The organism is Providencia alcalifaciens (genome assembly GCF_915403165.1).
GTDB classification, from domain to species: Bacteria; Pseudomonadota; Gammaproteobacteria; order Enterobacterales; family Enterobacteriaceae; genus Providencia; species Providencia alcalifaciens_C.
Genome location: NZ_OU659204.1, coordinates 1,769,307 through 1,785,997, shown reverse-complemented (window position 1 = coordinate 1,785,997; position 16,691 = coordinate 1,769,307). Strand labels below are relative to the sequence as shown.

15 protein-coding genes are annotated in these 16,691 nt (G+C 44.3%); 6 read left to right on the top strand and 9 right to left on the bottom strand.

Annotated elements, in window-relative coordinates; all coding sequences use genetic code 11:
• Positions 1 to 9 precede the first annotated feature (9 nt).
• Together LDO73_RS08245 and LDO73_RS08240 are read right to left on the bottom strand one after the other, a co-directional pair.
• Complete coding sequence (locus LDO73_RS08245) at positions 10 to 1,257, bottom strand: NAD(P)/FAD-dependent oxidoreductase (protein WP_224060973.1); 1,248 nt, start codon at positions 1,255 to 1,257, stop codon at positions 10 to 12.
• An 8-nt stretch (positions 1,258 to 1,265) separates the two neighbouring features.
• Positions 1,266 to 2,216 carry a 4-hydroxyproline epimerase gene (locus LDO73_RS08240; RefSeq protein WP_224060972.1) on the bottom strand — a complete coding sequence of 317 codons (951 nt, stop codon included), beginning with the start codon at positions 2,214 to 2,216 and terminating at the stop codon, positions 1,266 to 1,268.
• Between the two features lie 152 nt (positions 2,217 to 2,368).
• Here LDO73_RS08240 and LDO73_RS08235 point away from each other — a divergent pair, with 152 nt between their 5' ends.
• The 6 genes from LDO73_RS08235 (at position 2,369) to dauA (ending at position 9,823) form a co-directional block, all read left to right on the top strand.
• Complete coding sequence (locus tag LDO73_RS08235; RefSeq protein WP_224060971.1) at positions 2,369 to 3,208, top strand: AraC family transcriptional regulator; 840 nt, start codon at positions 2,369 to 2,371, stop codon at positions 3,206 to 3,208.
• Between the two features lie 299 nt (positions 3,209 to 3,507).
• Positions 3,508 to 4,131, top strand: a complete 624-nt coding sequence (locus LDO73_RS08230; protein WP_224060970.1) for a CDP-alcohol phosphatidyltransferase family protein — start codon at positions 3,508 to 3,510, stop codon at positions 4,129 to 4,131.
• A 9-nt stretch (positions 4,132 to 4,140) separates the two neighbouring features.
• Positions 4,141 to 5,907 carry a bifunctional alpha/beta hydrolase/class I SAM-dependent methyltransferase gene (locus LDO73_RS08225; RefSeq protein WP_224060969.1) on the top strand — a complete coding sequence of 589 codons (1,767 nt, stop codon included), beginning with the start codon at positions 4,141 to 4,143 and terminating at the stop codon, positions 5,905 to 5,907.
• Between the two features lie 167 nt (positions 5,908 to 6,074).
• Positions 6,075 to 7,415: a phosphatase PAP2/dual specificity phosphatase family protein gene (locus tag LDO73_RS08220; RefSeq protein ID WP_224060968.1), complete on the top strand. Its 1,341-nt coding sequence runs from the start codon at positions 6,075 to 6,077 to the stop codon at positions 7,413 to 7,415.
• Positions 7,412 to 7,825, top strand: a complete 414-nt coding sequence (locus LDO73_RS08215; RefSeq protein ID WP_224060967.1) for a hypothetical protein — start codon at positions 7,412 to 7,414, stop codon at positions 7,823 to 7,825. The genes LDO73_RS08220 and LDO73_RS08215 overlap by 4 nt, the downstream gene beginning before the upstream one ends.
• Positions 7,826 to 8,107: 282 nt before the next feature.
• Positions 8,108 to 9,823 carry a C4-dicarboxylic acid transporter DauA gene (dauA, locus tag LDO73_RS08210; RefSeq protein WP_224060966.1) on the top strand — a complete coding sequence of 572 codons (1,716 nt, stop codon included), beginning with the start codon at positions 8,108 to 8,110 and terminating at the stop codon, positions 9,821 to 9,823.
• A gap of 95 nt (positions 9,824 to 9,918) precedes the next feature.
• Here dauA and LDO73_RS08205 read toward each other — a convergent pair whose 3' ends face one another.
• The 7 genes from LDO73_RS08205 to hemA form a co-directional block, all read right to left on the bottom strand.
• Positions 9,919 to 10,671: a tetratricopeptide repeat protein gene (locus tag LDO73_RS08205; RefSeq protein ID WP_224060965.1), complete on the bottom strand. Its 753-nt coding sequence runs from the start codon at positions 10,669 to 10,671 to the stop codon at positions 9,919 to 9,921.
• Between the two features lie 72 nt (positions 10,672 to 10,743).
• Positions 10,744 to 11,646: a TIGR01212 family radical SAM protein gene (locus LDO73_RS08200; RefSeq protein ID WP_224060964.1), complete on the bottom strand. Its 903-nt coding sequence runs from the start codon at positions 11,644 to 11,646 to the stop codon at positions 10,744 to 10,746.
• Between the two features lie 12 nt (positions 11,647 to 11,658).
• Positions 11,659 to 12,513 carry a 3-deoxy-8-phosphooctulonate synthase gene (gene kdsA, locus LDO73_RS08195; protein WP_224060963.1) on the bottom strand — a complete coding sequence of 285 codons (855 nt, stop codon included), beginning with the start codon at positions 12,511 to 12,513 and terminating at the stop codon, positions 11,659 to 11,661.
• 43 nt (positions 12,514 to 12,556) lie between these two features.
• Positions 12,557 to 13,366 (bottom strand): tetratricopeptide repeat protein, encoded by an 810-nt coding sequence (locus LDO73_RS08190; RefSeq protein ID WP_224060962.1) that lies wholly within the window; start codon positions 13,364 to 13,366, stop codon positions 12,557 to 12,559.
• A gap of 24 nt (positions 13,367 to 13,390) precedes the next feature.
• Positions 13,391 to 14,224 (bottom strand): peptide chain release factor N(5)-glutamine methyltransferase, encoded by an 834-nt coding sequence (gene prmC / locus LDO73_RS08185; protein WP_224060961.1) that lies wholly within the window; start codon positions 14,222 to 14,224, stop codon positions 13,391 to 13,393.
• On the bottom strand, positions 14,224 to 15,306 hold the full coding sequence (gene prfA, locus LDO73_RS08180; RefSeq protein ID WP_224060960.1) for a peptide chain release factor 1: 1,083 nt from the start codon (positions 15,304 to 15,306) through the stop codon (positions 14,224 to 14,226). The genes prmC and prfA overlap by 1 nt, the downstream gene beginning before the upstream one ends.
• Positions 15,307 to 15,337: 31 nt before the next feature.
• Positions 15,338 to 16,600: a glutamyl-tRNA reductase gene (gene hemA / locus LDO73_RS08175; RefSeq protein WP_224060959.1), complete on the bottom strand. Its 1,263-nt coding sequence runs from the start codon at positions 16,598 to 16,600 to the stop codon at positions 15,338 to 15,340.
• Positions 16,601 to 16,691: the final 91 nt, after the last annotated feature.

The window sequence follows — 16,691 nt, the reverse complement described above, 5'->3', positions numbered from 1 at the left end:
TCTCCTGAATTAAAGAAAGCGCTTAATCGAAAAAGGCGAGCAATCGAGCGGTGTCGGTTGCCCGTGGATCATGTTATTGACGATATCTGCGGTAATTGCCGCTTGTGTTAGCCCTAAATGTTGATGCCCGAAAGCAAACACATACGGGCCTTTTTGGTCTATGACCGGTAAGGAATCTGAGATAGTGGGACGAAAACCCATCCATTCACTGGTATTCTGGCTATTCAATGGCGTTTTTAGCATGGGGTTAGCCAACGGTAAAAAGTGACGAGCGCGCTGCATATTCGGCGGGCGTTTTAGCCCTGCATATTCCACCGTACCTGCAAGACGTAACCCACCGTTCATTGGCGTCATAATAAAACGACGATCCATACTGGAAATGGGGATTGATAAACGCCCTTTTTCATTCGGTAGCATCAAGTGATAGCCGCGCTCCGTTTCTAACGGCACATTAATGCGGCTCACCATCTTCACTAACGATTTCGAAAATGCGCCACCCGCAATCACCACTTTATCGGCGATAAATGCGCCTTGTGATGTAGTCAAGCGTGCTTGGCTCGCTGATGACGAATCAATCGCCGTGACTTCACACTCAGTTAGTACTTTCCCCCCTAACTGTATAAATGCTTGGGTTAAGCGCTCATGCATTAAAGCGAGATCCACCACATGCCCAGTCTCGGGATAGAACAATCCACCAATTTGGTTATTGGCAAGTTCAGACTGTTGCGCCAACAATTGGGACTGATCCAATAATTGGTTATGCACCCCTATGCTATTTAAATACTCACCGTGGCGACGCAGTTTTTCGAGGGTCGGCTGTTTCTCAGCCACCAGCAAAGAACCTTGGATTTTGACTAAATCCTCTAACTGCCACTGCTTAGAAAATGCCTGCCATGAAGCCAGTGACGCCCCATTGAGCATGGAGAGAACGTGGTGAATATGCATAAACGGTTTGTGGCGCATATTGCCCAACAATTTCAGTAACCATGGTGTCAGCGGCAATATATAGCGCCAATCAATACGCAGTGCGCCTAACGGATCGAGCAACATGCTAGGAATTGATTTCAAAACGGAAGGGTCAGCCACAGGAAATACCTGCTCCGTGGCGATATGCCCCGCATTACCAAATGAGGCACCAGAACCAATTTGATTTTTGTCGACCAATAAAACGTCTGTGCCTTGATTCTGGACAGATAACGCAATACTAAGTCCGACAATGCCACCACCCACCACAATCACAGAATATTTGTTATCCATGGCTTACCTCACTCCACCGTGATCCCAAAACGGAACGGGTCGTTTTCATCGATCAACAAGGTATTTTCGCCACTGATATAAGCATTTCCGCGAATAGTCGGGATGATGCCTTTAGCATCTGCATGCTGATAGCTAGCTTGGAATTGACTACCGATGACACTTGCCTGACGCCAAATTTTGCCTTCCGCGAGTTTGTTGTCTGCCGCAAGACACGCCAGCTTTGCACTCGTCCCTGTGCCACAAGGAGAACGGTCATAGGCACCGCCCGGACATAAAATGAAACTTTGGCTATCTGCGTTTTCGCAATGGCCAAACAGTTCGATGTGGTCGATTTCTTGGTTATCTTTACCAAAAATGTCTTGGTCAACGAGGGCTTGTTTGATTTTCAAACAAACTTCAGTCAGTGCTTTCGCGTTCCCATACAAGATAGCGAGTGGTGAATTTTCGACGAGGAAAAACCAGTTTCCGCCCCATGCTATATCCCCAGTCACTAGCCCAACCTCCGGCACGTTGACTTGAACGGCTTTGCGATAACGGTATGCGTAAACGTTTTGAATGCTCACGCTACCATCTTCATGTAATTTAGCGGTCACATCCCCGACAGGGGTTTCAATTAAATGCTCCCCGTAACCTATGCGCCCTAAGTAATGCAATGATGCGACCAAACCAATGGTACCGTGACCACACATGCCTAGGTAGCCTTCGTTATTAAAGAAAATCACCCCCGCGGCAGCTTTCGGATTCACTGGTTTGCAAAGTAATGCGCCCACTAAAATGTCATTTCCACGCGGTTCTAAAATTGTCGTGCAGCGCCAATGATCATATTCTGTACGTAATTTTTGTAGGCGCGACGCCATGTCTGAATTCCCTAAATCAGGAAAACCCTCAATCACTAAACGTGTCGGTTCCCCTGCGGTATGAGAGTCAATGACTTCAATTTTCTTATATTTACTCTGCATCAGTTCATCCTTATTAATATCATTTGTTAATAGAATGCTTGATTTATGTAAACAACTCTTGATATCTTTCGAATCAACCCATGCGTATTTCTGCACAATTTAAAAACATTTCAGATAACTATTAAAATTAGTTGAATGCATTGGAGCGCAATATGATTGATTTAAATAAACTGTTGTTGATTAGTCAGGAAAACATGCTTTTCCCCGTAGATAATATTAATAATTTGTTAAATCATCTTGGATTAGTGATGCCACTGATTAATACGCTTCCTAATGTGACTTTCTTCGTCAAAGACCGTAATGCCAAATACTTACTTGCCAATGAAAACTTGGCTAAACGGTGCAAAGTTGATCAACCAAATGGCGTAATAGGAAAAACTGCAGAAGATATCTTCCATGCAGATTTAGGCCAGAGTTACAGTTCTCAAGATTATTTGGTTATGCAGAAAAAAATAAGTGTTATCAATAAATTGGAGTTGCATCTCTATAAGGCAGGATTATTAGGCTGGTGTTTAACAACCAAGGTGCCAATTTTTGATACTAAAAATCAGGTTATCGGTGTTGCGGGAATTTCGGTGGATTTGCAGGATGAAAAATCAGTGAGTCCCAAATTAAATGGTCAATTGGGGCGCGTTGAACACTATATTAGCCAGCATTTTGATACTGCCATTAAAATAACGACACTGGCTGAAATTTCAGGGTTGTCATTGTCACAACTCAATCGTCAATTTAAAACCGTCTTTCATATTACGCCTCAACAATATATTCAGAAGAAACGCCTTGAACACGCAATTGAATTATTAGAAGAGGACTATTCGATTACGGATATTTCCATTAAATGTGCCTATGCCGATCACAGCGCATTCTGCCGTAAGTTTAAAGAACTCACTAATATGACCCCAAGCCAATTTAAACGCATGCGTTCTACTATTAATCATAAGTGCAGTGATAATAAAGCCTCTCATGAATTGGATGTGACTTATTCTATTTAGTCCTCAGAAAACGCGCATTTTCTTTAAAGGCTGCGCGTCTTTTCTTTTTTGAAACACGCGAACTTTTTTCTATCCATTCCCTCTAAATTCTCAGTTGCTCATTTAGGAAGTTACCATTGAGCCTCTTTTTGTTGTCACTATGAATCACTGTAACGATGAATTGCTGTCACGATGAATAGTTGTCACGATAAATTGTTGCAACAATGAACTTAGGACAGCTCTTATTGCAGCTAAAACATAATCGCGTATTGATATAGCACTAAACTGCACGCTATGCGGTATATTTTAAGGATGAGTGAATGACCATTTATGATCTGAAGCCGAAGTTTCAGAATCTGTTACGCCCTATCGTTCGTCAGCTCTTTGAAGCGGGAATTACAGCCAACCAAGTCACCCTCGCAGCATTAGGGTTATCCATTATCGTTGGCGCTCTATTAGCCATTTTCCCTAGCCCTTATTTGTTTATCCTGCTGCCGTTTGTCCTTTTTATTCGTATGGCGCTCAATGCTATTGATGGCATGCTAGCGCGTGAACATAACCAAAAAAGTCACCTTGGCGCAATGCTAAATGAGCTAGGAGACGTCATTTCCGATGTTGCCTTATACCTGCCTTTCGTGCTGATTTTCCCGCACGCATTTTGGTGGATTTTACTGATCCTATTCCTCAGCGTTTTGACTGAATTTATCGGCGTCATTGCTCAAGCGATTGGGGCATCTCGTCGTTACGATGGTCCCGTAGGCAAAAGCGATCGTGCTTTTGTTTTTGGCGCGCTCGGGTTGTTTGTCTGTATTTTTCCGCAACTGATGACCGCAAGTTGGATCAATATCCTGTTCGTCATCCTTGCACTGCTGTTGTTCTATACCTGCTATAACCGTATTCGCCGCGCACTGACTGAATTAAGTGCAGTATCGGAAAATAATTAAGGAAGAATTATGAACGCTCAAACTGACTATTCGACTCAACGTCCCATTGTCGAATCTCAATTTACCACCAGTGATCATACCAATTTGTTTTATCGTTATTGGCCAACTGAACAAATCACCGATAAAGCCATTATTCTGTTTCACCGTGGTCATGAGCACTCTGGTCGTGTTGCGCATTTAGTGGATGAGTTGAACCTCCCTGATTTTGCTATGTTTGCGTGGGATGCTCGTGGACACGGTCGTAATGAAGGTCCTCGTGGCTATAGCCCATCTCTAGGCACTTCCATCCGTGATGTAGATGAATTTGTCCATTACGTATCAGAGCAATATCAGATCCCACTCGAAAATATTATTGTTATTGGTCAAAGTGTTGGGGCAGTCTTGGTCTCTACATGGGTGCATGATTATGCGCCTAAAATCCGTGGTATGGTGCTAGCTTCCCCGGCATTTAAGGTCAAACTGTACGTCCCATTTGCCCGTACAGGCTTAGGGTTAATGCAAAAAATTCGCGGTTTGTTCTACGTTAATTCTTATGTAAAAGCCAAGTTTTTAACCCACGATGAGCAACGCATTCATTCGTTTGACAATGACCCACTGATCACGCGCCCAATTGCCGTGAACATTCTTCTGGAGTTGTATACAACTGCAGACCGTGTGGTCGCGGATGCTGCAGCCATCACTTTGCCAACCCAGTTGTTTATTTCTGGTAGTGACCATGTGGTGCACCATAAACCACAGCATCAATTTTATGAGCGCCTAAATACCCCAATTAAAGAGAAGCATATTCTTCCCGGTTTTTATCACGACACATTAGGTGAAAAAGAGCGCCACATTCCTATCGAAATGATCCGTCAATTTGTTGATAAATTATTCGCTCTGCCACTGTATCAACATGATTACCAATTCGAAGATACCTGGAGCACCAGTGCCGACGAATTCCGCTCATTGAGTGTGCCGCTGCCACAGTACTGCCCGAAAAATCTTGCTTATAAGATCATGAGCAAGGCCATGAGCACATTGGGTAAAGCATCTGAAGGCGTGCGTATTGGCTACGATAAAGGCTTTGACTCGGGTTCTACCCTCGACTATGTCTATCGCAATGAGGCGCAAGGTTCCGGTCTATTTGGTCGTATAATCGATAGGCAGTACCTCAACAGTATTGGCTGGCAAGGGATCCGCCAGCGTAAAGTCAACATTGAAAACATTATTCGCCAAGCTATTCGTGAACTGACTAATAACGGAAAGCCTGTTCGTATTATGGATATTGCCGCAGGCCAAGGCCGCTACATCTTTGATGCCATTAATGACTACGGAAAAGTCGATTCCGTTCTACTGCGTGACTACAGCCCAATTAACGTTGAGCAAGGCCGTTTACACATCAAAGAGCGTTACTTAGAGGATAAAGTTCGCTTTGAAGAAGGTAATGCATTTGATGCCGACGATCTCGCAGCAGTTTCTCCAGCGCCGACGCTGGGGATTGTCAGTGGTCTGTATGAGCTCTTCCCAAGCAATGAGCTGATCCGCGCTTCCCTTGATGGGCTTTCCCGTGCCATTCCATCCGGCGGCTTACTCGTCTATACCTGCCAGCCATGGCACCCACAAGTTGAGATGATCGCTCGAGTTCTGCCAAGTCACCAAGGTGGGCAAGCGTGGGTAATGCGCTGCCGTAGCCAAGGCGAAATGGATGCTTTAGTCGAAGAAGCTGGCTTCGAAAAAATCACACAATCCATCGACAACTGGGGCATTTTTAGCGTTTCCCTTGCAAGACGCCGCTAATAATTTATCTTTTTAACCAACAGGTTATTGGTATCATCACCAATAACCTGTATTTTTATCTCTCCGAAATTCATTTGGCCTGAAAATATCTCACTTGGCTTACAAATGACTTATTGGTGCATTTTAAATGCATCGAGATGCGATTAATAAGGATAGGAACCGACCCCATGATCCATTTAGCCCAAGATACGCGCCCGACATCACGACGCCAGATTTGGCTCTATGGATTATTTTGGTTGCTATTCTTAGCCCCTTTTTTCTTTTTAACCTATGGGCAAGTCAATAATTACACCGCGACACTGCTCAATGTGCCCTCTTATGTGTATGGGTGGGAAACACACATTCCATTTTTGCCATGGACCATCATTCCCTATTGGAGCATCGATCTGTTCTATGGGCTTTCCTTGTTTATCTGTGTCACCCGTCGTGAGCAATGTATCCATGGTTTGCGTTTAGTTGCTGCCTCCCTCATCGCCTGTGCTGGCTTTTTACTTTTTCCACTTAAATTCAGCTTTCCTCGCCCAGAAACCAATGGAGCATTCGGCTGGATGTTCGATAGCTTAGAGCTGTTTGACTTACCCTATAACCAAGCCCCTTCCCTGCATATTATTTTACTGTGGTTACTGTGGTTACGTTTTAGGGCGCATACTCCAACCCAATGGCGCTGGGTACTACACAGTTGGTCACTCCTTATTTTGATCTCCGTTCTTACCACATGGCAGCACCATTTTATCGACGTGATCACTGGCTTCGCCGTTGGTGTCGTCATCAGCTACTTGTTACCCATTAACACTCGCTGGCAATGGCGCTATACCGGTAGCCCTCGTAGCCTGAAAATAGCGAAAAACTATGGGCTTGGCGCTATCACCTGCTATGCTCTCGCCTTTTTCGTGCAAGGTGCAGCATGGTGGCTCCTATGGCCTGCAATAGCCTTAACTTTCGTCACACTAGGCTATTTAGGTGCTGGTGCTTCGGTATTCCAGAAAACAGCCTCTGGACAGGTTTCTCCTTCTGCCACATTAGTTTTACTTCCTTATCGCCTAATTGCTTGGGGTACCTATCATTACTATGCCAAGCGCTGTCAGCAACCCAGTATGGTGAACGAAAAAATTGTTTTGGGAGGACGCCCGTTATATCCGCTGCAAACTCAAGCCGTTCTCGATATGACTTGCGAGTGGCCTCGCAATAACTACAGCCAAGGTAAAAATTATTGTAGCCAGCCACAAATTGATTTGTTACCTCTAAGCCCCGAGGATATTGATAAAGCTGTTACGACTATGGATAGACTCGCCCAAAGTGGCTCGGTGTATGTTCACTGCAAGTTAGGTTATTCCCGTAGTGCGACGGTGGTTGTGGCTTGGATGGTGCATCAAAACATGGCAAAAAATATCAATGAGGCAATCGCCCATGTGGAACAAGTTCGCCCTCAGGTGATTTTAAATTCAGCGACTGTTGAGCAGTTACATCACTGGTATCAGCAATTTCATGTACGGAGAACACACCAATGAGTTCACTGATGGATAAAAACCAAGGAGATGTGATTGTGGTATTCACCGCAAGTTGGCGCTATTTTGCCGTAGGGGCCATCCTCGCGTTATTGGGGCAATTCGCTTTACTGCTTCATGATTCGATATCACATTTTGCCCTCGCGGTGAGTGTCGGGCTGTTTTTTGCCAGTCAATACTTTATTTTCCGCCTATGGCTTGACCACCATTTCTTCACGCTAATTTATCGCCAAGGAGATACCCAAGCATTTGATAATGCTCTCGGGCTCCTGTTTCCTCAATCCTCTGTGGTTCAAAAAACAGAAAGCCGAAGCATGGAAAGTCGCTGGGATGGTACTCGTAAATTATTTCAGCGTGCCAGTTATTGCGTGGTTCTCTTGTGGGGATGGTTATTATTTTCGCTTATTTTTTAGTTCATTTTGGATGATATTTAAATAAACGGTAAATTTACTATTAATTAATTATCACGCCTTTTAAATCGCTGTTTAAAATAGCAAATCGATAGTTAATAATTATTTTAAATACGTTTAATGATATTTAACGGAGTAAATAACGTTTTTTTACTTTTAATACTGAAAGCGTTATGATAATTGTAGTTTCATTGATAAATAACACATTTTTTTGATTCAGTTAGGCGTATCCTCATATCTTCATTTCGTTTATTTTTCACCCTGTTATTTTGGTAGGGTTTTTTAATGAGTACAAAAAATATTAATAGATTGCGCCCTTTTAGCGCATTGATTGATTCCTGTTGGAAAGAGAAATACACCGCAGCCCGCTTTATGAAGGATTTAATTGCGGGTATTACCGTTGGGATTATTGCAATTCCACTGGCTATGGCACTCGCTATAGCCAGTGGTGTTCCACCTCAATATGGTCTTTACACCGCCGCCATTGCGGGGATTGTTATCGCGATTTCGGGTGGTTCCCGTTACAGCGTTTCTGGGCCAACTGCGGCCTTTGTGGTTATCTTATACCCCGTATCTCAACAATATGGTCTCAGTGGCTTATTAGTCGCGACATTAATGTCAGGGATTATCTTGCTGGCGATGGGTTTTGCTCGCTTCGGTAAGTTTATCGAATATATTCCTGTGTCCGTCACGCTTGGCTTCACATCGGGGATTGCGATTACGATTGCGACCATGCAAATCAAAGATTTTTTTGGTCTGCATATGGAGCATGTCCCTGAAAACTATGTGGATAAAGTAATTGCGCTGACTAAAGCATTTCCAACCTTGCAATACAGTGACACCTTAATTGGGCTTGCGACTTTATTGGTGCTGATTTTCTGGCCTAAACTCAAAGTTCGCCTACCGGGACACTTACCTGCAATTATTGTCGGTACCCTGATCATGTGGGGGCTAACCCTGTTTGATATACAGGTGGAAACTATCGGCTCTAAATTTAGCTATTTATTACCTGATGGAACTCAAGGTAACGGTATTCCACCTATTCTGCCGCAGTTTATGTTGCCTTGGGAGTTACCGGGTAGTGCACCAATCAGTTGGTCGATGATCACCGCACTGATGCCTGCCGCATTGTCGATGGCTGTTCTTGGTGCAATTGAGTCCCTATTGTGTGCCGTCGTACTCGACAACATGACAGGGAAAAAGCACCATTCCAATAGTGAACTTATTGGTCAAGGGCTAGGAAATATTGCCGCCCCATTCTTTGGTGGGATCACCGCAACCGCGGCGATTGCCCGTTCAGCTGCAAACGTTCGTGCAGGTGCAACATCCCCTATTTCCGCCATTGTACACTCTATTTTAGTGTTGCTGACCTTGCTTATTTTAGCGCCGTTACTCTCCTATTTACCGCTAGCAGCAATGTCTTCTCTACTGCTTATTGTGGCTTGGAATATGAGCGCCGCTGGCAAAGTGTTCACGTTGATCCGCCGCGCTCCAAAAGATGACATTATTGTTTTACTGCTGTGTATGTCATTGACCGTCCTGTTTGACATGGTTATTGCCATCACTGTCGGGATTGTTATCGCATCGCTACTATTTATGCGTCGAATTGCCAATATGACACGCGTGACTCAGTTACCAGAGACTCAAGAAGATAAAAGCCTGCTGGTTGTGCGAGTGAATGGGCCACTGTTCTTTGCTGCCGCAGAGCGCATTTTTGATGAACTACGGGTGAAAAGTCATGGCTATGAAACAATTGTGATGCAGTGGGATGCCGTGCCAGTATTTGATGCTGGTGGGTTAGAAGCCTTCCATAAATTTATTGATATCGTTCGTAAAGACACCCACATTATTGTGTGTGATATTCCATTCCAGCCGCTGAAAACATTAGCGCGTGCCAATGTTCGTCCGATTGATGGCGTGCTCAGCTTCCAAAATTCACTGAAAAGTGCATTAGAAGAAGTTCATCAGATTCAGGAAAATAAAAAGCAGCTTAAGTCATAACAACGCTACCGTGTTATTAGCTTAACGCTGACAATAAAAATGCCGCACTTGCTGAACAAGGGCGGCATTTTCAATTCCATCATGTAGGCTAAAGATCAGTAGCAGTACATTTCGTTACCTTCGGTTTTACCTAATTCGCAAGCTATTCCACGGAGTTTTGTCGCTTTCTGTTCGTCATCTCTGACGGCACCATTGTTACCATCATTAAATTGAAATGAAGCCATACCTTCTGCAAAGCCAGCAAAGGTTAATGCATCCGCTTTCGCAAACCACTCCAAGGCTTTTTTCTCATCTTGCGGCACCCCATTTCCATCATAATAAATGATGCCTAGCCATAAAGGCGCATTAAAATAATCTTTGTCATTTAATGCACTCACTTCCTCAAGTAGCGTAATGGCGCGTGGGTAATCAACGTCACCCGACTCAGGCGTAATCAACGTTTCAGCTAAACTTATCTTTCCTCGAATACTCCCACCAGCAACGGCTTTAGTCGCATATTCACGGGCTTTGACAAACTCCTCAGTAAACGTTCTATCCCCACTAATTAACGTAATATCCGCCAATAGTGAATACGCATCTGCATTGCCTGCTTGTGCTGATTTTTCTGCCCATAACTTGGCATTGTTTTGATTTTGTAATACACCAATTCCCGACAAATACATTCCAGCTAATTCATATTGTGCTTTAGCGTCATTGTTTTGAGCCGCCGTTTTGGTCTGTTCAAATATTTTCTTATCTTCAGGCGTAATATCGTATTGCGCCATTGCATGTAGTGAGAACATTAAGCCCACCGCGCCTAAGCAAAATTGGCGGCTGGTATTTTTAATAGTGGAGAGGATTGGGTACATAGGTGCCTTATTATTATTTATAAAAGTTAATACGTCTGAGTAAACAATACTTTTAAAACGGTTCTTGAGACGCTATAACGCAGAGCCTTGCCCACCATTAGTGAGCAAATACTGATACAAACTGTTCATGCCTACCCAACGGTTTTCACACCATTGTGGCGCTAATAGTGTCGGTTTTCTCGCGCTGGCACTGATACGATGGTACAAAATATCGGTGGGAGTATGGCGGATCATCTCACCTGCAGTTGCGGTATATTCCTCTAAAGATAGTGTTGTTAAACGGCCTGCTCGCCAGCTTTTTGCCATAATGCTGCCCTCAACAATATGCAATGGATGCAGTTTGATGCCATCAGTACCGCACGCCAAAATCGCCTCTAATGTTTGCATGTTCATGGCTGCATCTTCGTTTGGTAGACCGCAAATCAAATGGGTACAAACCTTGAGTCCCAGCGCTCGAGCTTTTTGCGTTGTCGCTTGATAAGCAGCAAAATCATGACCGCGATTAATACGGTGCAATGTTTTGTCATGAGCGGTTTGTAAGCCGAGTTCTAACCAAATTTCATAGCCTTGTTGGCGATAATCCGCCAGCAATGATAATACTGCGTCAGGCACACAATCAGGGCGAGTGCCTACACATAAACCAACCATATCAGCCTGTTGTAGCGCCTCTTCATACAGCTGTTTTAAGCGATGTACTTCGTCGTAAGTGCTGGTATAGGCTTGGAAATACGCCAAATAGCGATTGGCACGAGAGATTCGGGAAATTTGTTGCTGGATTTGAAGGGTAATGGGTTGTTCAGACTGTTTCTCATCACTGAAGGATGACACATTACAAAACGTGCAGCCACCTCGTCCCAACGTGCCATCACGGTTTGGGCAGCTAAAGCCACCATGTAAGGTGACTTTATGAATTTTTTCACCATATCGGCGCTGGAGATCAGCGCCGAACATGGAAACAACATCATTTAATTGCATTTCAAACGATGATTAGCTGTTGGTGTCCAACGTAGGGAAGCTTTTTACAACTTCGTCAATAGCTTTAACTTGTTGTAAGAATGGCTCTAATTTATTTAATGGTAATGCAGAAGGACCATCACAACGCGCGTTATCTGGGTCTGGGTGAGATTCAAGGAATAGGCCAGCTAACCCTACTGCCATTCCCGCTCTTGCCAGTTCAGCAACTTGACCACGACGACCACCTGATGCAGCGCCAAATGGATCACGGCATTGCAGTGAATGTGTTACGTCAAAAATCACAGGGCAACCATTAGAAGCCTGCATCATGACGTTAAAACCAAGCATATCAACCACTAAGTTATCATAACCGAAGTTTGCGCCGCGGTCACACAGGATAATTTTATCGTTACCACCTTCGATAAACTTCTCAACGATGTTGCCGATTTGGCCTGGGCTGATGAACTGAGGTTTTTTGATGTTAATCACCGCATCAGTTTTCGCCATCGCCGCAACTAAGTCAGTTTGGCGTGCTAAGAATGCAGGCAGTTGGATAACATCAACCACTTCTGCGGCTGGCTGAGCTTGCTCTGGAGTATGAACATCGGTAATGATTTTTACACCAAAGGTCTGTTTGATTTCTTGGAAGATTTTTAGCCCTTCGTCCAGACCTGGTCCACGATAAGAGTGAATAGATGATCGGTTAGCTTTATCAAAAGAGGCTTTAAATACATACGGAATGCCTAATTTTTGTGTCACAGTGACATAATGCTCACACACTTTCATCGCCATATCGCGAGACTCAAGTACGTTCATGCCGCCAAACAGAACAAATGGCAGATCGTTTGCGACCTTAATATCACCGATACTGACTACTTTCTGTTGCATACTCTTACCCTTTATAGGAAGACAAAAACTGTCTATACGTTAATCAATGCAGTACAACTGGAAGATTATCCAGTGAATAAATTTGAATTTTAATCATTTCCGACACAGGGTCTTCTGGGCAGTGCTCAACAAAATAGTTAAGGTCACTCAGCGCCACATGGTTACAATCTAAATGCGCGAGGATAAGCCCTCGATCGCGAATTTCATAAGGGTCTTCAGGATCGAGGATCAGCAATGTCTCACAGACTTTTAATGCCATCTCCATTTTTTTCTCTTCCATCAGCGCCGCTTTTAATGTGTCGAAAATTTTGCGAACAATAATGCTATGTTCAGCCACATCCAATTCATCAAAAATAAATTCGGAGTATGGATCAACGGTGCCTTTTAGCCACATAGTTAATGTGTGTTGCGATAATGTTTCACCGCTAACAGGGTTAATAAACCACTGAGAACCATCGCGTTTTGTCGAGACAAAGAGTAATTGAGTCGGGAAAATCGCCACTTCAATCTCTAAATCAAACTGCTCAGCAATAAATAAGAAAATTGAGCCAATAGAGACTGGAGTACCTTGCTTAGAGGCTAAAACTTTATCTAACCACAGCATATCAGATAGCGCATAAATGCCATCCGCAGCACCAAATTTCCACTCACCATAAAATAGTGCAATCAGTTGCTCTATCTTTGACTGGTTATCTGCCGCCAAATCCATCGCTTCACGCGCTTTAGTGACTAAATCATCTAATTGCGTTTGTACCTGCATAAACGGAAAATCAGCACGAATGATTTGTGAAACCATCATAATGCCTTCGCTTAACGGTAACTGATTAAACTCAATATTTGCTATTGTTTTCATTACAATTCCACTGCAATTGCCCGCTTAACCATTCCATTGGCCAAGGGAAATTCGCTCTTTACCACCATAATCCAGACAGGTCCCGACATTGGTGTACCCATTTTCATTAAACAGCTCTCGCACTGCTAAACCTTGCTGCCAACCATGCTCAAGCAGCAGCCACCCTTGTTGTTTTAGGTATTGTTTTGATGTGGCAATAATGTGTGCTAAATCAGAAAAACCCTGATTATCAGCAATCAACGCCGTTGATGGCTCAAAACGCACATCACCTTGGCTCAAGTGAATATCACTCTTATCAATATAAGGTGGATTACTCACAATCATATCAAATAGTTCATTTGGTAGTGAAGTAAACCAATCACTTTGTGAGAACTGAATATTTGAAATGGCTAAACGTTGTTGATTTCGTTGCGCTAACGCTACCGCATCGGGGTTAAAATCCACGCCCGTTACACGACTATTTGGTAACTCTGACGCCAAAGCTAACCCAATAGCCCCCGTTCCTGTGCCAAGATCCAAAATACGGCACACTTCCTGTGGCAGTCGCGCTAACGCTTGCTCAACAAGGCATTCAGTATCTGGACGAGGGATCAAGGTGGCGGGTGATACATACAGCGGCAGTGACCAGAATTCACGTTCACCCACAATGTAAGCAATCGGCTCCCCTTGTTCACGGCGGGCTAATAGCGCCTCTAATTGCTGCTGCTCATGGGGAGTCAGTTCGGTTTCATCGAAAGCGAGGATATAGGTACGGCTGCGCCCTGTGGTGTGCTGCAACAGGATCTGCGCATCTCGTTTAGCGCTATCACTGGCAGACAGTCTGACGACTGCCTGCTGTAACCATTCGCTATAACGCATTAGTCCTGCTCAGATAAAGCAGAAAGCTGGTCAGCCTGGTATTCATTGATGATAGGCTGAATTAATGTATCCAGTTTTCCTTCCATCACTTCATCCAAACGGTACAGCGTAAGGTTGATACGGTGATCCGTGACTCGACCTTGTGGGAAATTATAAGTACGAATACGGTCTGAACGGTCACCGGAGCCTAATAAGTTACGGCGTTCGGAGGCTTCCGCTGCATGGCGTTTATCCATCTCAGCTTGGCGAATACGCGCACCCAATACAGACATCGCTTTCGCTTTGTTTTTGTGTTGTGAACGTTCATCCTGACACTCAACCACAATCCCCGTTGGTAAGTGAGTGATACGAATTGCGGAGTCGGTGGTGTTAACGTGCTGGCCCCCCGCCCCCGATGAACGGAAAGTATCGATTCGTAAATCCGCTGGGCTAATTTCCGGTAATTCTGCTTCTGGCAGCTCAGGTAAGATAGCAATAGTACATGCGGAGGTATGAATACGACCTTGTGATTCCGTCTCAGGAACACGTTGTACGCGGTGACCGCCGGATTCAAACTTCAAGCGACCATACACGCTATCACCCGAAATTTTTGCGATAACTTCTTTGTATCCACCATGCTCACCATCACTGGTGCTCATCAGCTCAACGCGCCAGCGGTTACTTTCCGCATAACGGCTGTACATACGGAATAAATCACCTGCAAAAATTGCCGCTTCATCGCCACCCGCACCCGCGCGGATTTCCACAAAGCAGTTATATTCATCATCAGGATCTTTTGGAAGTAACAACAATTGCAATTGTTGCTCTAGCTCTTCATTGCGCTCTTTGGCTTCTTTTAGCTCTTCTTGAGCCATCTCTTTCATTTCAGGATCATCTAACAGCATTTGAGCTGTTTCAATATCATCCTGAACGGAGCGCCACGCAGTAAAACACTTCGCGACATCCGTTAATTGAGCATATTCTTTTGATAAAGCACGAAAACGGTCTTGATCAGCAATCACACCCGCATCAGCAAGGTGCGCTTCAATTTCTTCGTAGCGTTCTTGTAATGCTTCTAGTTTTGCGACAATAGAAGGCTTCATTCGTTATATCAGACCTATGATTAAAAAGTGGTTATTGATGGTCCAGCCCTAAGCTGTCCCTAAGTAGATTTAGACGCTCAACATCCCCATTTCCCGCAGCTTGCTGCAAAGATTTAGTCGGAGCGTGGATCAGGCGATTGGTTAACTGTTGTGATAGCTGCATAATCACTTGCTCAGGGTTGGCACCTTGGGCAATGGCTGCAAGTGCTTTTTCGGTCATACTTGCCCGAATTGCTTCCGCCTGCTCTCTGTATTCGCGAATTGTAGAGACTCCGGCTTGTGAGCGCAACCAATCCATAAAATGGCTGCTTTCTTGCTCAACAATAAATTCCGCTTCAACCGCTGCGGCTTTACGTTGTGCCAAGTTCTGGGCAATGATGGATTCCAGATCATCAACAGTGTAGAGATAAACATCTCTGAGTTTTTCTACATCCTGCTCAATATCACGGGGAACTGCGATATCAATCAATAACATAGGTTTACTGCGGCGTGCTTTCATCGCACGTTCAACCATCCCTTTACCAATAATTGGCAGCGGGCTAGCCGTTGAACTAATCACAATATCCGCTTCAGATAAACGGTTATCGATATCTGCTAATGAGATAACTTGCGCGTTCACTTCTTTGGCGAGAAGTTCTGCACGTTCTAGCGTTCGGTTAGCGATCATCATCTTTTGCACGCCATGCTCACGCAGATGGCGCGCGACTAACTCGATGGTTTCCCCTGCACCGACTAACAAAATATTCAAATGTTTGAGTGATTCGAAAATTTGCCTTGCTAGCGTACAAGCCGCAAAAGCGACAGAAACTGCATTCGCACCGATATCAGTTTCAGTTCGCACACGTTTAGCCACAGAAAACGACTTTTGGAATAAGCGCTCTAATTCACTAGATAGAGAATGATTATCTTGCGAAAGCGCAAACGCCTTTTTCACTTGACCGAGAATTTGAGGTTCACCAAGAACCAATGAATCTAACCCACTTGCCACACGCATAAGATGGCTGACTGCACGCGCATCTTGGTGCCAATAGAGGCTAGGTTGTAGATCTTTGGCGGTGATCCCGTGAAAATCACATAGCCATTTAGTTAACTGCTCCTGCGCTTTTTCTTGAGACTCAAGGCTGAGATACAGTTCAGTTCGGTTACAGGTAGACAGCACAACGCCGCCACTCACTTGGGGCTGTTTCAGTAACTCCTCAAGTGCGTGGTCGATTTTTTCAGGACCAAAAGCGACTTGCTCACGCAAAGCCACTGGTGCTGTTTTATGATTAATGCCTAAGGCTAATAGGGTCATTGTGCTTACGACTTGCTCACATTGCTCACATTGCTAATTTATTTGTCAGCATGATACTAGCAACCTAGCTCATTGCTGCGATTTATATTCG

Excerpts from the sequence above, each read along its gene's own strand:
- LDO73_RS08245 (WP_224060973.1), bottom strand. The coding sequence starts at position 1,257 with ATGGATAACAAATATTCTGTGATTGTGGTGGGTGGTGGCATTGTCGGA.
- LDO73_RS08240 (WP_224060972.1), bottom strand. The coding sequence starts at position 2,216 with ATGCAGAGTAAATATAAGAAAATTGAAGTCATTGACTCTCATACCGCA.
- LDO73_RS08235 (WP_224060971.1), top strand. The coding sequence starts at position 2,369 with ATGATTGATTTAAATAAACTGTTGTTGATTAGTCAGGAAAACATGCTT.
- LDO73_RS08230 (WP_224060970.1), top strand. The coding sequence starts at position 3,508 with ATGACCATTTATGATCTGAAGCCGAAGTTTCAGAATCTGTTACGCCCT.
- LDO73_RS08225 (WP_224060969.1), top strand. The coding sequence starts at position 4,141 with ATGAACGCTCAAACTGACTATTCGACTCAACGTCCCATTGTCGAATCT.
- LDO73_RS08220 (WP_224060968.1), top strand. The coding sequence starts at position 6,075 with ATGATCCATTTAGCCCAAGATACGCGCCCGACATCACGACGCCAGATT.
- LDO73_RS08215 (WP_224060967.1), top strand. The coding sequence starts at position 7,412 with ATGAGTTCACTGATGGATAAAAACCAAGGAGATGTGATTGTGGTATTC.
- dauA (WP_224060966.1), top strand. The coding sequence starts at position 8,108 with ATGAGTACAAAAAATATTAATAGATTGCGCCCTTTTAGCGCATTGATT.
- LDO73_RS08205 (WP_224060965.1), bottom strand. The coding sequence starts at position 10,671 with ATGTACCCAATCCTCTCCACTATTAAAAATACCAGCCGCCAATTTTGC.
- LDO73_RS08200 (WP_224060964.1), bottom strand. The coding sequence starts at position 11,646 with ATGCAATTAAATGATGTTGTTTCCATGTTCGGCGCTGATCTCCAGCGC.
- kdsA (WP_224060963.1), bottom strand. The coding sequence starts at position 12,513 with ATGCAACAGAAAGTAGTCAGTATCGGTGATATTAAGGTCGCAAACGAT.
- LDO73_RS08190 (WP_224060962.1), bottom strand. The coding sequence starts at position 13,366 with ATGAAAACAATAGCAAATATTGAGTTTAATCAGTTACCGTTAAGCGAA.
- prmC (WP_224060961.1), bottom strand. The coding sequence starts at position 14,224 with ATGCGTTATAGCGAATGGTTACAGCAGGCAGTCGTCAGACTGTCTGCC.
- prfA (WP_224060960.1), bottom strand. The coding sequence starts at position 15,306 with ATGAAGCCTTCTATTGTCGCAAAACTAGAAGCATTACAAGAACGCTAC.
- hemA (WP_224060959.1), bottom strand. The coding sequence starts at position 16,600 with ATGACCCTATTAGCCTTAGGCATTAATCATAAAACAGCACCAGTGGCT.